A 14,663-nucleotide genomic window follows, 5' to 3' on the forward strand; every position below is an offset into this window, starting at 1 on the left:
GCGCGGTATGCGCGACATCCTCCCCGCCGACAAGGCGCGCCGTGAACGTGTGCTCTCCGGCATCCGCGAGCGCTACCTCGCTCATGGGTTCGACGAGATCGAGACCCCGGCGCTCGAGGAGTACTCGCGTCTGCATTCCGGCATGGGGGGCGACAACGAGAAGCTCGCCTACAACGTGCTGCGCAGAGGACTGGATGCCGACGCGATCCGCGAGGGCGCAGAAGACGCAGCCGCGCTCAGCGACCTCGGCCTGCGTTATGACCTCACGGTGCCGCTCGCCCGGTTCTTCGTGAGCAACCGCGGACAGCTTCCCGGTGTCTTCCGCTCCATCCAGATCGGCCCTGTGTGGCGGGCTGAGCGTCCGCAGAAGGGTCGATACCGCCAGTTCGTGCAGTGCGACATCGACATCATGGGCGACGATTCCTCGCGCGCCGAAGCCGAGCTGATGGTCGCCTCGCTCGACGCCGTCGACGCGCTCGGTCTCGAGGGCGCGAATGTGCGCATCAACGACCGTCGCGTGCTCGATTGGATGCTGGATGCCTTCGGGTTCACCGCCGACGAGCGACCCGGCGTGCTGATCACGATCGACAAGCTCGACAAGATCGGCCCGGACGGGATCGTCCAGGAACTGCGAGATCGCGGTGCCACAGCATCCGCGGTCGACGCCTTCGAGACGTTCCTGCGCCGCCCGCAGACCATGGAACTCAATCCGTTCGGCGAACGCCAGATCCGCAAGGCGCTGCCGGAGAACGCTCCGGATGAGATCGTCGGACACCTCGTCGGGATCGGCGAGGCGGTGGCGGCCGGACGCGGCATCGAGGGGGACATCCCCCTCGTCTTCGACCCGTTCCTGGTGCGGGGGATGGGCTACTACACCGGCACGATCTTCGAACTCGCGCATCCGTCAGTGCCGTATTCACTGGGCGGCGGCGGGCGATACGACGGCATGATCGGTCGGTTCCTCGGCCAGCAGGTGCCTGCAGTCGGCTTCTCGCTCGGGTTCGAACGCCTCGTCGACCTCGTCGACCTCGGAGCGGATGCTGATGCTCAGGCCGTCGTGCTCGTGCATGACGCCGATGTGCCGGTGTCAGAGCTCGTCGCGCACAAGGCTGGGCTGATCCGTTCGGGCTCACGCGTGCGACTGGAGCGCAGGGTGAAGAACTTCAAGGCGCTGCTCGAGCGCTCTGCCGCCGACGGGTACACCGCGTTCGCGACGGTCTCCGCCGGGGCCGAACTCGGGTCGTTGGAGATCAAGCCGCTCACCTGAGCTGGTCCTCTCGGCACACCTGCACGTCAGAAGCACGGATGCATGGCGAAACTACGGCGTTTCGCCATGCATCCGTGCTTTCCTCCAGCCATCTGTCCGCGTTTCCGAGCCGGCGGGTGGCGTTCACGCCGCGTTCATGCTCGCGCGGTGGAATGGTGCTCATGGCCCGGGTGCGCACCTCGATCGCCGTGGCGACGGCGGTCGCATCGGCGATCGTGCTGGGAGGGCGTTCGCTGCTCGCCCATCAGGCCGCGATCGCGCGGCGGCGCATCGGAAAACCGCTCGGAGAACAATCTCTGGTCGCCGACCGCGTGTGGAAGCGCTCACTCGAGGGGCGGCCGATCGAATTGCTGCTGATGGGGGACTCCCTCGCGGCGGGCCTCGGCGCAGAGCACCGCAAAGAGACGCTCGGCGGGCGGGTTGCCAAGGGCTTGGCGAAACGGATGCAGTCTCCTGTGCGGCTGCGGACCGCGGCGGTCGTCGGTTCTGAGTCGTCCGCGCTCGCCGGTCAGCTCGACGCGCTCCCTGATGACTATCGGGCCGACGTTGCAGTGATCGTGGTCGGTGGGAATGACGTGACCCATACGATCTCGCCGTCCGCGGCGGCCGAACGATTGGAACAGGCGATCATCCGGCTCCGCGCCACGGGCGCCGCGGTCGTCATCGGCACCTGCCCGGACCTCGGCACGCTGCAGCCGGTGCCGCAGCCGCTGCGGGCCCTGCTGTCGCGGATGTCGCGGCGGCTCGCCCTGGAGCAGACGAAGGTCGCGTGGCGCACAGGGGCCGTTCCTGTCGACCTGCGACAGGTTCTCGGCCCGACATTTCACGATCAACCCGAAGACATGTTCAGCCTCGACCGGTTCCACCCCAGCGCTGCCGGCTATCGCGCCACAGCCGACGCCCTGCTGCCGGCGGTGCTCACAGCACTCGAGTCGCGCGCCGCACTCACCCCTCTGGCTGATTCCCGCTGAACGAGGCCGCCCACGCCTCCACGCGCTCGGCGCTCTCAGCCGGAGACAGGTCCTCGACGCGGCTCATCAGCGACCAGCGCACGCCGAAGGGATCGCGGATGCTTGCGAAGCGATCTCCCGAGACGAAGTCGGACGGCGCTTCGCGCACGGTCGCTCCGGCAGCCTCTGCGCGCGCACAGACCGCGTCGACGTCGGGCACGTAAAGGCCCAGTGAGTAGCAGTCGCTCTCGCCGGCTGGTGGGGGAACCAGGTGGTAGTCCGGGCTGGGCTCACCGAGCTGGAGCAGTCCGAATCCGAAGTCGAGATCCGCATGCACGACGACTCCGCCCATCTCCGTGACGTCGATGACCGTCGCGCCGAAGACGTCTCGGTAGAACCCGATCGCGTCGGCCGCCCCGACGATCGCGAGGAACGGGGTGAGAGAGGTCGCGTTGTTCGGGCGGCCGTTCGTGGTGTGGATGCCGGTGAGGGCTGATGTCGTGTTCATGCCTTCACGCTACGAAGCGCGCGCAGGGTGGTGCTTGGAGATTCACGACAAGATGTCGGATGCCGTGACTATCGTCAGAGCATGATCGACGCTCAGCGGGGGATCCTGTACCCGGCCCGGATGCCGGATTTTCACCGATTGCCACCGCCGACTCAGGCCGGGGAGCTCGTCGAATGGTTCTGGGTCCCGGAGTGGAGCATCGAACCCGGTCGCACATCACGTCAGCATGTCGTCGCCTATCCCGCGCTCAACCTCGTCGTCGATCCTGGAGGCGTCGAGCTCGTCGGCGCTTCCACCACGGCGACGCATCGAGATCTGGTCGGTCGAGGGTGGGCGGTCGGCGCGCTGCTGAAGCCCGCATCCGTGGCGGTGCTCGTCGATGATCCTTCGGTGCTCCGCGACGACTCGACGCCGTTCGACGCTCCTGATCTGCTCGCCGCTGTGAGACAGGCGATGGAATCCGGTGACGACTCGCGTCGCGAACGTGCGGCGCTGGTGTTCTCAGAGTGGCTCATCGAGAAGGTCGGACTGGTGGGGCCGGCAGCGCGGCAGGCCAACGAGATGGCGACACTGCTGATGGCGGATGCCGCGATCACGCGCGCGGAGGATGCGGCGGTGCGCCTGTCCATGTCAGTGCGCACGCTGCAGCGTCTGGCACATCGGCACGTGGGCCTGCCGCCTGCCGCGATGATCAGGCGTCGACGGCTGCAGGAGGCGGCCCAGCGAGTTCGGGAGCAGCCCGATGTCGACCTGTCGACGCTTGCCGCCGACCTCGGCTACGCCGACCACTCCCATCTCACGAACGACTTCCGCACGGTATTGGGCATCGCGCCGAGCACCTATCGGGCGTCCTGACGCCTGCCGTCCTGACCCGTCGACCGGTGGGCCCGCACGTCGACCTTCTTTGCCCGCACACATGCAGGGCGATCGTACGGATGCAGGTCCATCCGACGGCGTGTCGCCCTGCATCCGTGTTCCGACCCTGCAGGTGTGCAGCGTCATCTCAGCGACGAAGCGCGCGCAGCCGCAGCATCCGGTACGCCACTCCGATGAGCACGACGCCGGTGCCGATCAGCGTGGCGAGGATGGGCAACGTGTTCACCAGCACCAGACAGCCGAGCGCGCCGAGCACCTGCAGGGCGCGCGGGTAGCGCCGAGCGTCGCCGGACTGCCGGAACGCCGCGGCGTTCGCGATCAGGTAGTACAGCAGCACTCCGAACGACGAGAACCCGATCGCGTTGCGCAGATCCGCGAACAGCACGATGACGATGACGATCAGCGCGATCGCGATCTCGGCTCGATGCGGCACCTTCCAGCGGGGATGAACGGCGGCGAGGAACGTCGGCAGGTCGGACTCCCGCGCCATCGCGAGCGTCGTGCGGCCGATTCCGGTGAGAAGGGCCAGTAGTGCTCCGAGGGATGCTGCAGCCGCCGCCACCCGCACGACAGGCGCGAGCGCCGACCACCCGGCGACATCGACCACGGCGGCGAGCGGCGCGGTCGTGGACGCGGCATCCCCTCCCAGTGTGAGCAGCACGATGACGGCGACCAGCGCGTAGACGACGACCGCGCCGCTGAGTGCAAGCGCGATGGCCCTGGGGATCGTGCGTGCGGGGTCGACGACCTCCTCGCCCATCGTCGCGATGCGCGCGTAGCCGGCGAACGCGAAGAACAGGAGCCCTGCGCCCTGCAGCACGCCGTATGCGGTGAGATCGGGGAGGGGAGCAGGAGTGGCGGCCGAGGACGCAGTGAAACCTCCGGCCACCACCCACGGCCAGTCCGATCAGCGAGACGACCACGAGGATGCGGGTGAGAAGCGCCGTCCGCGTCACACCGAAGCAGTTCACCGTGGCGAGGGCGGCGACGGCGATGATCGCGACCGGCACCTGCCAGCCCTCCGGTGCGGCGTAGGCGGCGAACGTCAGTGCCATCGCGGCGCAACTGGCGATCTTGCCGATCACGAAGCACCACCCGGCGATGAACCCCCACCATGGCCCGATCTCGGCGCGCGCATACGCGTAGGTGCCGCCGGAGACCGGATGCACTGCGGCGAGCTGTGCGGATGAGGTGGCGTTGCAGAACGCCACGACCGCGGCGATGGCGAGTGCTATCAGCAGCCCGGAGCCCGCCACCTCGGTGGCCGGGCCCCACACCGAGAAGACGCCGGCGCCGATCATCGATCCCAGGCCGATCGCGACGGCATCCGTGAGGGTCAGTCGGCGTACGAGTTCCACTCGGTCATCGTGACACGCAACGGTGAACGGATGGTGCTCACGCCTGGCGCGCCGTGGTGACGCGCTTCTTCTCGCGGATGTACACCTCGCGTCGCACCTTCGCGACGATGTCGCCGTCGCGGTCTGTGATCACGGTCTCGAACCACTCGAGTACTTTGGCCCCGCCTTTCGCGCGCTCGCGGAGCTCGACCGCCTTCTCGGGTGAGACGCGGAACTCCGCGGTGAGCACCCCGCGACCGGGTTTGATGAATTCGATCTCGCCACGGGTGTCCCACACGACGTAGTCGCGGCCGAGCTGATGCATCACGAGCATGAAGAAGTACGGGTCGGTCATAGCCGACATCGAGCCGCCGAACGCGGTCTTCACGTAATTGCGGGTGATGAAGTTCACGTGCAGCTCGACGGTCGCGTGCGTCCAGTCCTCGCTGAATCGACGGATGCGGATGCCGCTGAACAGATTCGGAGCCCACAGGCTCATACCGATGGCGAGGCGACGGGGCGTGATGCGCATGACGCCAGTTTCGTCCAGCCCTTCATGCCCACAAAGCCGACTGGAGAGTTGCGACAACTGTTCTAGTTTAACTAGAATTACCTTAAATACGAAAATGGTGCGAAGTGCTGATCAGAATCGATGCGGAGAGTGCGCGACCGCTGTTCGAGCAGGTCGCGTCTTCCGTACGCGGAGACATCCTCGCGGGGCGCCTCGTCCCTGGCGACCGGCTGCCATCGGCCCGCGAGGTCGCGGAGGCGCTTGACATCAACCTGCACACCGTGCTGCGTGCCTACCAGCAGTTGCGCGAAGAGGCACTCATCGACCTGCGTCGAGGGCGGGGAGCGATGGTATCGGCGTCGGCCGCACCCCTCGCCGAACTGGCCAGCGATGTCACCGCCCTCGTGCACCGCGCCGCCTCGCTCGGCATCTCATCCGCCACCCTTGCCGCCCTCGTCACGGAGATCGAATCATGAATGCAACCGTCAGCGCCTCCACCCCCGATGTGCGTCGCGCTCGGCGGGCGTTCCTGGTCGTCGGACTGGTCGTGCCCATTGTGATCACGGCGGTCGCCACCGCGTTGATCGCCGCGTGGCTACCGGATCTGCCGGATCAGATCACCACTCACTGGGGTCCAGAGGGTCCTAACGGATACTCGAGCCCCACGGTCTTCGTCTGGGTCCAGGCCGTATTGGGGTTGGCGATCCCGCTGCTCCTGACGTTGCCGATCCTCGTTCTGATGAAGAACTCATGGGGTGTCACATGCCGGTTGCTCGCCGCCGTCTCGTTGGGTACATCGGCGCTGCTGTGCGTCGCATTCGTCGGCTCCGTGGCGATGCAGCGCGAGTCGGTCAGCGCAGCGTGGGGCATCGGCCCAGTGCTCGCGCTCGGCTTCGGAGCGCTCATTCTGCTCGGGCTCATCGGCTGGTTCGTGCAGCCGAACGTGACGACGTCGACCGCGCGGATCTCGGACGAGGCGTCGCCGCACCTCAGGCTGGCGCCTGGCGAGAAGGTCGCCTGGTTCGGGACAGCGGCGATGGGACGCCCCGGGATCATCAGTCTCGCCGTGTCCGTGCTCATCCTGTGCGCCACCACGGTGTGGGTGTTCATGATCGGCGACGGTTCCTGGTGGATCCTCGCACTCGTCACACTGCTGGTGGTCGCGCTCATCGCGACGACTCTGGTCTTCCGCGTCCGAGTCAGTTCGGTGGGCTTGCGCGTGCGATCCGCTATCGGCTGGCCCCGCTGGAACATCGCCGCATCGGAGATCGCGGATGTGAAGGTCGTGCAGGTCGTCCCCATGGCCGAGTTCGGCGGATGCGGCCTGCGGTTCGCCGTCGACGGGCGCACTGGCATCGTTCTTCGCACCGGTGAAGCGCTGCAGGTGACGCGCAACACCGGGCGCGTGTTCGTCGTGACCATCGATGATGCTCGTACAGCAGCTTCAGTTCTGATCACCGCAGCGAAGGAGAGCAGCTCATGATCCGCATCCGCCCTACCACCACGGTCGCTTTCGTCCTGCTCGCCTGCGGCCTGGCCTGGATCGTGGCCCTGCCTCTCTGGTTGAGCAGCGGACTCGGCAATCCGCTCACCGGCACTCTCATCCCGGTGATGATGTTCACACCGGCCGTTGCGGTTCTGGTCGTCATGCTCGTCCTGCGCCCGGTGCCGAAGGGGGAGCGGCTCCGTTTCCTCGGAATCTGGCCGCTGCGGCCGGCGAAGCGCGTGATCTGGATGACGGTGCTCGGGCTCTTCGGCCCGATCGTGCTCATCGCGCTGTCGATCGGCGTGGCTGCGCTGTGCGGTTGGGTGACGTTGGACCTCGTCCACTTCTCGGGCTTCGCGGACCAGCTCGAATCCTCGATGCCGGCCGGCGTGCCGGCGCCGCCCGCGATAGTCGTGATCCTCTCCCAACTGGCGCTGATCCCGTTCGCGGCTGTGACGATCAACGCGGTGCTCGCGTTCGGCGAGGAACTCGGCTGGCGAGGTTTCCTCGTACCGGCGCTGCGCCAGTACGGCACCTGGCCCGCCCTGCTCATCAGCGGCGTGGTCTGGGGCCTCTGGCACTCGCCGCTCATCCTGCTCGGTTACAACTTCGGCATCACCGACATCACCGGGGTGCTGCTGATGACGGCAGGATGCGTGGCATGGGGTGTGCTGCTCGGCTGGCTGCGGCTGCGCTCCGCGTCGCTGTGGCCGGCGGTGTTCGCGCACGGAGCGATGAATGCCGGAGGCGGGATGGTCCTCTGGTTCTACGCCGCCGGGACGAAGGTCGATCTGGCACTCGCGGGAATGCTGGGCGCGGCCGGATGGATCACATGTGCGGTCGTCGTGGTCATGCTGGTGCTGACCAGGCAGTTCCGTCGGCAGCCCGAACTGGATGGTGCTGTGGGGAGGATGCTGTCCGCGCCTCGTCAGGCCCGTGACTGACGCGTAGCGATCGCCGGCTGGCCAGGAGGCGGCTCTCGTCATCGGCCAGCAATGACGCGTACCGGGAACGTCCGGCTATTGACGCCGCCGTGCCGGGGGAGTTGTCTGGAGCCATGGCTGAATCGACCGCTGAGAACTGGCGCCGTGCCGACGAGTACCTCGCCGAGACCCTCGTCGGGCATGACTCCGCACTGGAGGCGGCGCTCGCCGCTCAGCGCGCTGCGGGCCTGCCCGACATCGAAGTGGCCCCGGTCAGCGGAAAACTCCTGAGCCTCATCGCCCGGATCAGCGGTGCGCGCCGCGTGCTCGAGATCGGCACGCTCGGCGGCTATTCCACGATCTGGCTGGCACGCGCGGTCGGCGAAGACGGAACGGTCACGACCATCGAGGCCGAACCGGCCAATGCCGCGATCGCCCGCGCAAGCATCGACGCTGCGGGGGTGGGGGAGCGGGTCGCGATCCGTATCGGTCGCGGCGCCGACGTGCTGCCGACGCTCGAGGGTTCAGAGCCGTTCGACCTCGTGTTCATCGACGCCGACAAGGAGTCGAACACTGTCTACCTCGACTGGGCCGCGCGACTCGGCCGCAGTGGCACGGTGATCATTCTCGACAACATCGGTCGAGAAGGCGAGATCGTGCGCGACGACACGACCGACCCGCGCGTGATCGGAACGCGTGATGCGCTCCGCATGCTCGGCGAGGACCCTCGCTTCGACGCCACTGCGCTGCAGACCGTCGGAATCAAGGGCTGGGATGGCGTGGCTCTTGCAGTGATTGTCTGAACGACAGATGTCCTGATGCTTGATTTCGCGTGAAATCTTGCTCCTATGTGATCAGGCAGTGCTCCTATGAGCGAGCTTGGTTCCCGTGCGTGTTCCCCCGTTAGCGTGACTTCTGATCACGAACGGGCGCCCCGGCGCCGCACGGAAGGACACCAACGATGGCGAATCTCGCAGCGGTCATGCCCGCTCTCGGAGCGATCGAAGTGCAGGAGGTGCCGCTCCCGGATCCGCTCCCCGGTCAGGCGGTCGTTCGGGTCGAAGCCGTCGGGATCTGCGGGTCGGACACCGCGTACTACCGGGTGGGATACATCGGCGACTGGAAGGTCGATGGGCCGATCATCCTTGGGCATGAGGCATCCGGCACGGTCGTCGCGACCGGTGACGGCGTCACGAACGTGTCGGTCGGCGATCGAGTCGCGATCGAACCAGGAACACCGTGTCGGAACTGCGAGGAGTGCCTGGCCGGGCGCTACCACCTGTGTCCGGATTTCATCTTCCTCGCAACCCCGCCGTACGACGGTGCGCTGGTGCAGAACCTCGCGATCGACGCACGCAACCTGTTCGCGATCCCCGACTCGATGTCGTTCGAGGCGGCGGCGCTGTGCGAGCCCCTCTCCGTCGGCCTGTGGGCGTGCCGTCGTGCCGGCCTCCTCCCCGGCGACCGAGTGCGCGTGACCGGCGCGGGCCCCGTCGGCATTCTCGCCGCGCAGGTCGCCCGCGCGGAGGGCGCCGCAGACGTCGTCGTCTCCGATATCTCCGATTTCCGCCTCGGCGTCGCCGCGAAGCTCGGCTTCCGCACCGAGAAAGCAGGAGAGGTCCCCGAGGGGCCCGGTCATGAGGACGCCGACGTGCTTCTGGAATGCTCCGGTGCGCCCGGCGCGCTCGCTCAGGGGCTCTGGCGTCTGCGCAATGCGGGCAGGGCCGCAATGGTCGGCCTGCCCAAGCAGGACGTCACCCTCGCGCTGTCGAGGCTCAACGTCAAGGAGATCTCGATCTCGCTCGTGAACCGCTATGCGCACACCTGGCCGACCGCCATCGCGTTCGTCTCGAGTGGACGGGTCGACGTCGAGTCCCTCGTCACCCACCGTTTCGAGCTCGCCGACACGGAATCAGCCCTCACCCTTGCCGCAGACGTACCCGACTCGCTGAAAGCGGTCGTCTACCCGAACGGCATCCCCACTCGCTGATGTCCTCCGCAACCATCGCCTCCCCAGAGACTTCGCCCCGCGTTTCCTCGAAGCGGAGTTCTCCTGCCTTTCGTCGCCGTCGCCGACGCGGATACGCCCTCTTCGTGCTGTTCGCGTTCCCCAATCTCGCCCTCATCGCGGTCTTCGCGTACTGGCCGATCATCGAGAACCTCTATCTGAGCCTCACCAGTTGGGACTTCATCTCACCGGAGCCGTTCTTCGTCGGCTTCTCGAACTACACGGCGCTGTTCGCCTCGGAGTCCTTTCAGAACGTGCTGTGGATCACCGTCGTGTGGGTGGTGGTCGTCGTCGGCGTGAGCCTGGTGCTCGGCCTCGCCCTGGCCGCGCTGTTCTCGATGAAGCTGCCAGGAACGACAGCGGTCACCGGCGTCGTCTTCGCGCCGCACGTGATCTCCGGTGCCGCCATCGCTGCGGTGTGGCTGTTCATCTTCGATCAGAACTACGGCCTCGCCAGAGTCGCGTTCAACATGTTCGGGCTGGATTCGCCGGCGTGGACGACCGATGCGAACTGGGCGCTCGCCGCGCTGCTGATCGTCTCGATCTGGAAAGGCGTCGGCTTCGTCGCGATCGTCTACCTGGCCGCGATGCAGGGGCTTCCGTCTGAAGTTCTGGAAGCCGCACGGATCGACGGTGCGAACAGGTGGCAGACGTTCTCCCGGATCACACTGCCGCTGCTGTCGCCGACGACATTCTTCCTGTTGATCACGCAGACGATCAGCGCGTTCCAGGCGTTCGACATCATCGCGGTGATGACCGGCGGTGGCCCGGCATCCGCCACGACCACACTGAGCTGGTTCATCTACGACCAGGCGTTCCAACGCTCGAACGTCGGGTACTCCGCGGCGGCCGGAACGGTCATGTTCGTCATCCTCATGGTGATCACCGCGCTGCAGTTCAAGTTCATCGAGAAGAAGGTGCACTACTGATGGCCGCGATCATGACTGCGCTTCAGGTTGAGCCGGCCACCGACGACACCGCGAGCACCAGAGGCGTCACGACCGGCGACCGCAAACGGCATCGCCGCAAGGCGAACCTGGCGCGGAACTGGTGGGGATACCTGCTGCTGATCGCTGCAGGTCTGGCATTCGTGCTGCCGCTCTACATCCTCGTCACGACCGCGTTCAAGACCAATGGTGAGATCTACACCTGGCCCATGAAGTGGCTGCCGTCGGAATTCACCTGGGACAATCTCGTCGCCGCGTGGGAGCTCGCGCCGTTCGATGCCTTCATCACGAACTCCGTGATCGTCACGGTGATCGGCGCGACAGCGAAGATCGTGCTCGCCGTCTTCACTGCGTATGCGTTCGCATACCTGCCGTTCCCCGGCAAGAACGTGCTGTTCCTCGTCATGCTGGGTGCGCTGATGGTGCCCGGTCACGTGACGCTTCTGGTGAACTACATCACGATCGGGAACATGGGGCTGATCAACACCTATGCCGGCCTCATCCTGCCGGGAGTCGCCTCGGCGTTCGGCACCTTTCTACTGCGACAGCACTTCCTGTCGCTGCCGAAAGAGGTGTTCGAAGCGGCAGAGGTCGACGGTGCGGGGCATCTGCGAAAGCTGTTCTCATTCGCGCTGCCGATGTCGATCCCGGCCGTCGCCACGGTCGGCCTGATCGCGGTGATCGACGAGTGGAACAACTTCGTGTGGCCGCTGATCATCACGAACTCCGTGAACATGCGCACACTTCCGATCGGCCTGATGTATCTGAAGGCGAACGACGGACTCACGTCCTGGGGCGTGCTGATGTCGGGCACGCTCGTCGTCGTGCTGCCGATGCTCATCGTCTTCCTGTTCGCCCAGCGCTTCATCGTCACCGGTCTCACCGGCGCCGCTGCCGGCAGCGGGCGCTGAAACTTCCTCCGTCCCCACCCTCCACCCCCATCTAAAGGAGAATCATGCACTTGTTCGATCGGCCGTCTTCGCCGCAGAGCAGACTCGCCTCCCTCAACATCACTCGCCGCCAGGCGCTCGCCGGAGGCCTGCTCCTTGCCAGCGCGCCTCTGCTGGCCGGTTGCTTCGGCGGCGGTGGCAGCTCGGGAACGGTCTACGGACAGCCCAGCGGTGACACGCCCAAGCAGTACAAGGACCGCCAGCGCGTCGTGATGTGGAGTCCCTTCACCGCGCACAACGCCGAGATCCTGCAGGCGAACATCGATGCGTTCAACGAGTCGCAGGATGCGATCTTCTGCGAGGTCCAGATCTTCGAGGGCTACGACAAGGTCGAGTCGAAGCTCGCGGCGAGCCTTCAGGCCAAGCAGGTCCCTGATCTGTCGGTGATGAGCGACATCGTCTGGAACCGCTTCTATCTGAACGACGCCCTCGAGCCGCTCTCGGGCTACTTCGACGATTCGTTCGGCACGGATTCGTTCCACGAGCAGTTCCTCAAGGAGGGCACTCTCAAGGACAAGATCTGGTGGGTGCCGTTCGGTCGCTCGACGCCACTGTTCTACTACAACCGCGACATCTTCGCCGAGGTCGGTCTGCCCGACCGTTCTCCGAAGACGTACTCCGAATATCGCGAGTGGGGCAAAGCGCTGGCGGGGTACTCGCGCAACGGCACGAAGGTCGCGATGCGGGGCTACACCGGCAACGACGACTGGTACTTCCAGGGGTCGTCGTGGGCATTCGGCGGCGGCTACTCGGACGGCCTGGACATGAGATTCACGTCTGAAGGGACGATCAAGGCGCTGGAGTTCGATCGGGCGTTCATCCACGATGACAAATCCGGCTATCTCTCGGCCGATCCCGGTGGTGACTTCATCGCCGGCGCCACTGCGTCGATCACCGAGTCGACCGGGGCGCTGACGGGCATCGCCGCGTCTGCAGAGTTCGAGTTCGGCTGCGGTTTCCTCCCAAAGGAGGACGGCACTGGCGTTCCCACCGGTGGCGGCGGACTGTCGATCCTGGGCTATGCCTCGGATGACCGCAAGAAGGCGGCGTGGGAGGTGCTGAAGTTCCTCTCGTCCGGGGATGCGGCGATCGAGTGGACCCTCGGCACCGGTTACATGCCGACCACGAAGGCGGCGTTGGAGTCGGACAAGGTCAAGGCGAAGGCCAGCGAGAATCCCAACTACCAGGTCGCGATCGACCAGCTCGAGATCGCGCAGGGGCCGGATGTCGTGCGCAAGTTCGTTCCGGAGGCCGTGCCGGAGATGAAGGGCGCCATCCAGGCGGTCTATTCGGGCAACGCGGATGCGGAGAAGACGCTCAAGACGGTGCAGGCCAACCTCGAGCCGGCGCTCGAGAAGGTCCGTGCGAAGTACGACGCGAAGGTGGGTGCATGATGAGTCTGCTCATCGTGGGGCATCGCGGTGCCATGGCCCATTTGCCCGAGAACAGTCTGGCCTCGTACGCGCTCGCCGAGGAGGTCGGCGTCGATGAGATCGAACTCGACGTGCGCCTCAGCAAGGACGAGCAGCTGTTCCTGCTTCATGACGCGACGCTGGACCGCACCGCCGGTGATGATTCGGCACGCGACCTCGGACCGGCAGCAGAGCTCACGCTCGCCCAGCTGCAGGCGGCGACGCTGGACTCGGGCAGGGGAGTGGTCACGCTCGCGGAGATGTACGACGCGACGCATACGTTCATCCAGCTCGAGATCAAGGACCCGGCCGTCGTCCCGCATCTCGCTCGCTTCTTCGAAGAGCGCCCGGATGATGCCGCGCGCACCGTGCTCACGGGATTCGATGCGGATGCCGTACGGCATGCCGCTGAGATGATGCCGCAGATCGGGCGACAGGTCATCGTCACCGAGATCAGCAAGGCCGAGGATTTCGAGGGCGGCCTCTGGGCGCTCATGGATCACGCCAAGGTGACGCGCTTCGCCAGCGGATTCTCGGGCCTCACTGCCGAGTTGGTCGATCAGCTTCATGCTCGCGACATCGAGGTGCACGTGTGGCCGTTGCGCACGATGGAGCAGACGCGCGAGGCGCTCCGCCTCGGCGTCGACGGTGCGACCTCGGACGATCCGGCGCAGGCCATCCAGTGGCGGGACCAGATCCTCGCGGAGAACGGCGTGACCGTCCGTTGAGTGATGGGGAAGGCGGGGGCCGCGAGCGGTCCCCGCCTTCCCCCTGTGATTCAGTCGTCGTCGTCCCCGGCTGAGACCACCGACTCCACGCCGTCGATCTCCGAGAGCTGGCCCACCAGTGCGGGGAACTCGGTGAAGTCGCCGGTGAAGCGCAGTGTCAGCTCGCGCAGCTTCGAATCATCATCGCTCGTCGCCTCCTCCAAGGCGGAGTGGTAGCCCTGCTGCGCCGACATCTCCAGCACCTGCCGCAGTACGTTGTTGCCTCGGCGGTAGCGGATGGTGAGCACAGGATCGGGAACTTCTGGACTGATGAGTCGCCCCACGAACGTGAGCACGCCGACCGTCACCAGGTGCAGCACGGTCGCGGCCACCGCGATGATCGGCATGCCCGCGCCGCACGCCATGCCGATCGCCGCGGTCACCCAGATGGACGCTGCGGTCGTGAGACCGCTGACGGCGCCCTTGCGCACGAAGATGACGCCGGCGCCCAGGAAGCCGATGCCCGACACGATCTGTGCGGCGATGCGCGAGGGATCGAGGACCACATCCGTGCCGACGACGTTGCTGAATCCATAGGCCGACACCAGCGTGAACACGGCCGAGCCGAGTCCGACCAGGGTGTGCGTGCGCAGGCCCGCGCTCTTGAGCTTGCGCTGCCGTTCGACGCCGATGATCGCCGAGAGCACGAACGCAATCGCGAGCAGGGCTATCTCGGTGAGGGTCGTCTCTGAGTACAGCTCGATGAACACGGGAACTTCTT

General features: G+C 66.2%; 15 protein-coding genes and 1 pseudogene. 12 read left to right on the top strand and 4 right to left on the bottom strand.

Annotated features, from left to right (window positions below):
* The first annotated feature begins 7 nt into the window (after positions 1 to 7).
* Both QFZ46_RS15075 and QFZ46_RS15080 read left to right on the top strand, forming a co-directional pair.
* A complete protein-coding gene (locus QFZ46_RS15075) occupies positions 8 to 1,267 on the top strand; it encodes a histidine--tRNA ligase (RefSeq protein WP_307364625.1) in 1,260 nt (419 codons plus the stop codon).
* 161 nt (positions 1,268 to 1,428) lie between these two features.
* Entirely contained in the window at positions 1,429 to 2,238 is an 810-nt protein-coding gene (locus QFZ46_RS15080; RefSeq protein ID WP_307363012.1) for an SGNH/GDSL hydrolase family protein, read from the top strand.
* On the opposite strand, the gene QFZ46_RS15085 is transcribed toward QFZ46_RS15080, so the two are convergent.
* Positions 2,213 to 2,725: a VOC family protein gene (locus QFZ46_RS15085; RefSeq protein WP_307363013.1), complete on the bottom strand. Its 513-nt coding sequence runs from the start codon at positions 2,723 to 2,725 to the stop codon at positions 2,213 to 2,215. The genes QFZ46_RS15080 and QFZ46_RS15085 overlap by 26 nt on opposite strands.
* An 81-nt stretch (positions 2,726 to 2,806) precedes the next feature.
* Between QFZ46_RS15085 and QFZ46_RS15090 the strand changes: the two genes are divergently transcribed.
* A complete protein-coding gene (locus QFZ46_RS15090) occupies positions 2,807 to 3,580 on the top strand; it encodes an AraC family transcriptional regulator (protein ID WP_307363014.1) in 774 nt (257 codons plus the stop codon).
* Between the two features lie 148 nt (positions 3,581 to 3,728).
* Here QFZ46_RS15090 and QFZ46_RS15095 read toward each other — a convergent pair.
* Both QFZ46_RS15095 and QFZ46_RS15100 read right to left on the bottom strand, forming a co-directional pair.
* Positions 3,729 to 4,902: pseudogene (locus tag QFZ46_RS15095) on the bottom strand (APC family permease).
* A gap of 94 nt (positions 4,903 to 4,996) precedes the next feature.
* Entirely contained in the window at positions 4,997 to 5,470 is a 474-nt protein-coding gene (locus tag QFZ46_RS15100; RefSeq protein ID WP_307363015.1) for a DUF4442 domain-containing protein, read from the bottom strand.
* Positions 5,471 to 5,574: 104 nt separating this feature from the next.
* Between QFZ46_RS15100 and QFZ46_RS15105 the strand changes: the two genes are divergently transcribed.
* The 9 genes from QFZ46_RS15105 to QFZ46_RS15145 all read left to right on the top strand — a co-directional run bounded on the left by QFZ46_RS15105 (position 5,575) and on the right by QFZ46_RS15145 (position 13,903).
* The gene (locus tag QFZ46_RS15105) at positions 5,575 to 5,925 is read left to right on the top strand and encodes a GntR family transcriptional regulator (protein ID WP_307363016.1); all 351 of its coding nucleotides are present in this window, start codon (positions 5,575 to 5,577) and stop codon (positions 5,923 to 5,925) included.
* Complete coding sequence (locus QFZ46_RS15110; RefSeq protein ID WP_307363018.1) at positions 5,922 to 6,932, top strand: DUF1648 domain-containing protein; 1,011 nt, start codon at positions 5,922 to 5,924, stop codon at positions 6,930 to 6,932. The genes QFZ46_RS15105 and QFZ46_RS15110 overlap by 4 nt, the downstream gene beginning before the upstream one ends.
* The gene (locus tag QFZ46_RS15115; protein ID WP_307363019.1) at positions 6,929 to 7,879 is read left to right on the top strand and encodes a CPBP family intramembrane glutamic endopeptidase; all 951 of its coding nucleotides are present in this window, start codon (positions 6,929 to 6,931) and stop codon (positions 7,877 to 7,879) included. The genes QFZ46_RS15110 and QFZ46_RS15115 overlap by 4 nt, the downstream gene beginning before the upstream one ends.
* A 113-nt stretch (positions 7,880 to 7,992) precedes the next feature.
* Positions 7,993 to 8,661 carry an O-methyltransferase gene (locus QFZ46_RS15120; RefSeq protein WP_307363020.1) on the top strand — a complete coding sequence of 223 codons (669 nt, stop codon included), beginning with the start codon at positions 7,993 to 7,995 and terminating at the stop codon, positions 8,659 to 8,661.
* A 158-nt stretch (positions 8,662 to 8,819) separates the two neighbouring features.
* A complete protein-coding gene (locus QFZ46_RS15125) occupies positions 8,820 to 9,848 on the top strand; it encodes an NAD(P)-dependent alcohol dehydrogenase (RefSeq protein ID WP_307363022.1) in 1,029 nt (342 codons plus the stop codon).
* A gap of 104 nt (positions 9,849 to 9,952) precedes the next feature.
* On the top strand, positions 9,953 to 10,795 hold the full coding sequence (locus tag QFZ46_RS15130; RefSeq protein WP_307363023.1) for a carbohydrate ABC transporter permease: 843 nt from the start codon (positions 9,953 to 9,955) through the stop codon (positions 10,793 to 10,795).
* The gene (locus tag QFZ46_RS15135) at positions 10,795 to 11,724 is read left to right on the top strand and encodes a carbohydrate ABC transporter permease (protein ID WP_307363025.1); all 930 of its coding nucleotides are present in this window, start codon (positions 10,795 to 10,797) and stop codon (positions 11,722 to 11,724) included. The genes QFZ46_RS15130 and QFZ46_RS15135 overlap by 1 nt, the downstream gene beginning before the upstream one ends.
* A 44-nt stretch (positions 11,725 to 11,768) precedes the next feature.
* The gene (locus QFZ46_RS15140; protein ID WP_307363028.1) at positions 11,769 to 13,157 is read left to right on the top strand and encodes an ABC transporter substrate-binding protein; all 1,389 of its coding nucleotides are present in this window, start codon (positions 11,769 to 11,771) and stop codon (positions 13,155 to 13,157) included.
* The gene (locus tag QFZ46_RS15145; RefSeq protein WP_307363030.1) at positions 13,154 to 13,903 is read left to right on the top strand and encodes a glycerophosphodiester phosphodiesterase; all 750 of its coding nucleotides are present in this window, start codon (positions 13,154 to 13,156) and stop codon (positions 13,901 to 13,903) included. The genes QFZ46_RS15140 and QFZ46_RS15145 overlap by 4 nt, the downstream gene beginning before the upstream one ends.
* A gap of 50 nt (positions 13,904 to 13,953) precedes the next feature.
* Here the strand turns inward: QFZ46_RS15145 and QFZ46_RS15150 are convergent, their stop codons facing one another.
* Entirely contained in the window at positions 13,954 to 14,652 is a 699-nt protein-coding gene (locus tag QFZ46_RS15150; RefSeq protein WP_307363031.1) for an MgtC/SapB family protein, read from the bottom strand.
* Between the last annotated feature and the right edge of the window lie 11 nt (positions 14,653 to 14,663).

Origin of the sequence: Microbacterium murale, from assembly GCF_030815955.1 — a bacterium.
In the GTDB taxonomy this organism is placed as follows: Bacteria; Actinomycetota; Actinomycetes; order Actinomycetales; family Microbacteriaceae; genus Microbacterium; species Microbacterium murale_A.

Coding starts and splice junctions, on each gene's coding strand:
- QFZ46_RS15085 (WP_307363013.1), bottom strand. CDS start 2,725: ATGAACACGACATCAGCCCTCACCGGCATCCACACCACGAACGGCCGC.
- QFZ46_RS15115 (WP_307363019.1), top strand. CDS start 6,929: ATGATCCGCATCCGCCCTACCACCACGGTCGCTTTCGTCCTGCTCGCC.
- QFZ46_RS15080 (WP_307363012.1), top strand. CDS start 1,429: ATGGCCCGGGTGCGCACCTCGATCGCCGTGGCGACGGCGGTCGCATCG.
- QFZ46_RS15100 (WP_307363015.1), bottom strand. CDS start 5,470: ATGCGCATCACGCCCCGTCGCCTCGCCATCGGTATGAGCCTGTGGGCT.
- QFZ46_RS15125 (WP_307363022.1), top strand. CDS start 8,820: ATGGCGAATCTCGCAGCGGTCATGCCCGCTCTCGGAGCGATCGAAGTG.
- QFZ46_RS15140 (WP_307363028.1), top strand. CDS start 11,769: ATGCACTTGTTCGATCGGCCGTCTTCGCCGCAGAGCAGACTCGCCTCC.
- QFZ46_RS15110 (WP_307363018.1), top strand. CDS start 5,922: ATGAATGCAACCGTCAGCGCCTCCACCCCCGATGTGCGTCGCGCTCGG.
- QFZ46_RS15135 (WP_307363025.1), top strand. CDS start 10,795: ATGGCCGCGATCATGACTGCGCTTCAGGTTGAGCCGGCCACCGACGAC.
- QFZ46_RS15120 (WP_307363020.1), top strand. CDS start 7,993: ATGGCTGAATCGACCGCTGAGAACTGGCGCCGTGCCGACGAGTACCTC.
- QFZ46_RS15145 (WP_307363030.1), top strand. CDS start 13,154: ATGATGAGTCTGCTCATCGTGGGGCATCGCGGTGCCATGGCCCATTTG.
- QFZ46_RS15075 (WP_307364625.1), top strand. CDS start 8: ATGCGCGACATCCTCCCCGCCGACAAGGCGCGCCGTGAACGTGTGCTC.
- QFZ46_RS15090 (WP_307363014.1), top strand. CDS start 2,807: ATGATCGACGCTCAGCGGGGGATCCTGTACCCGGCCCGGATGCCGGAT.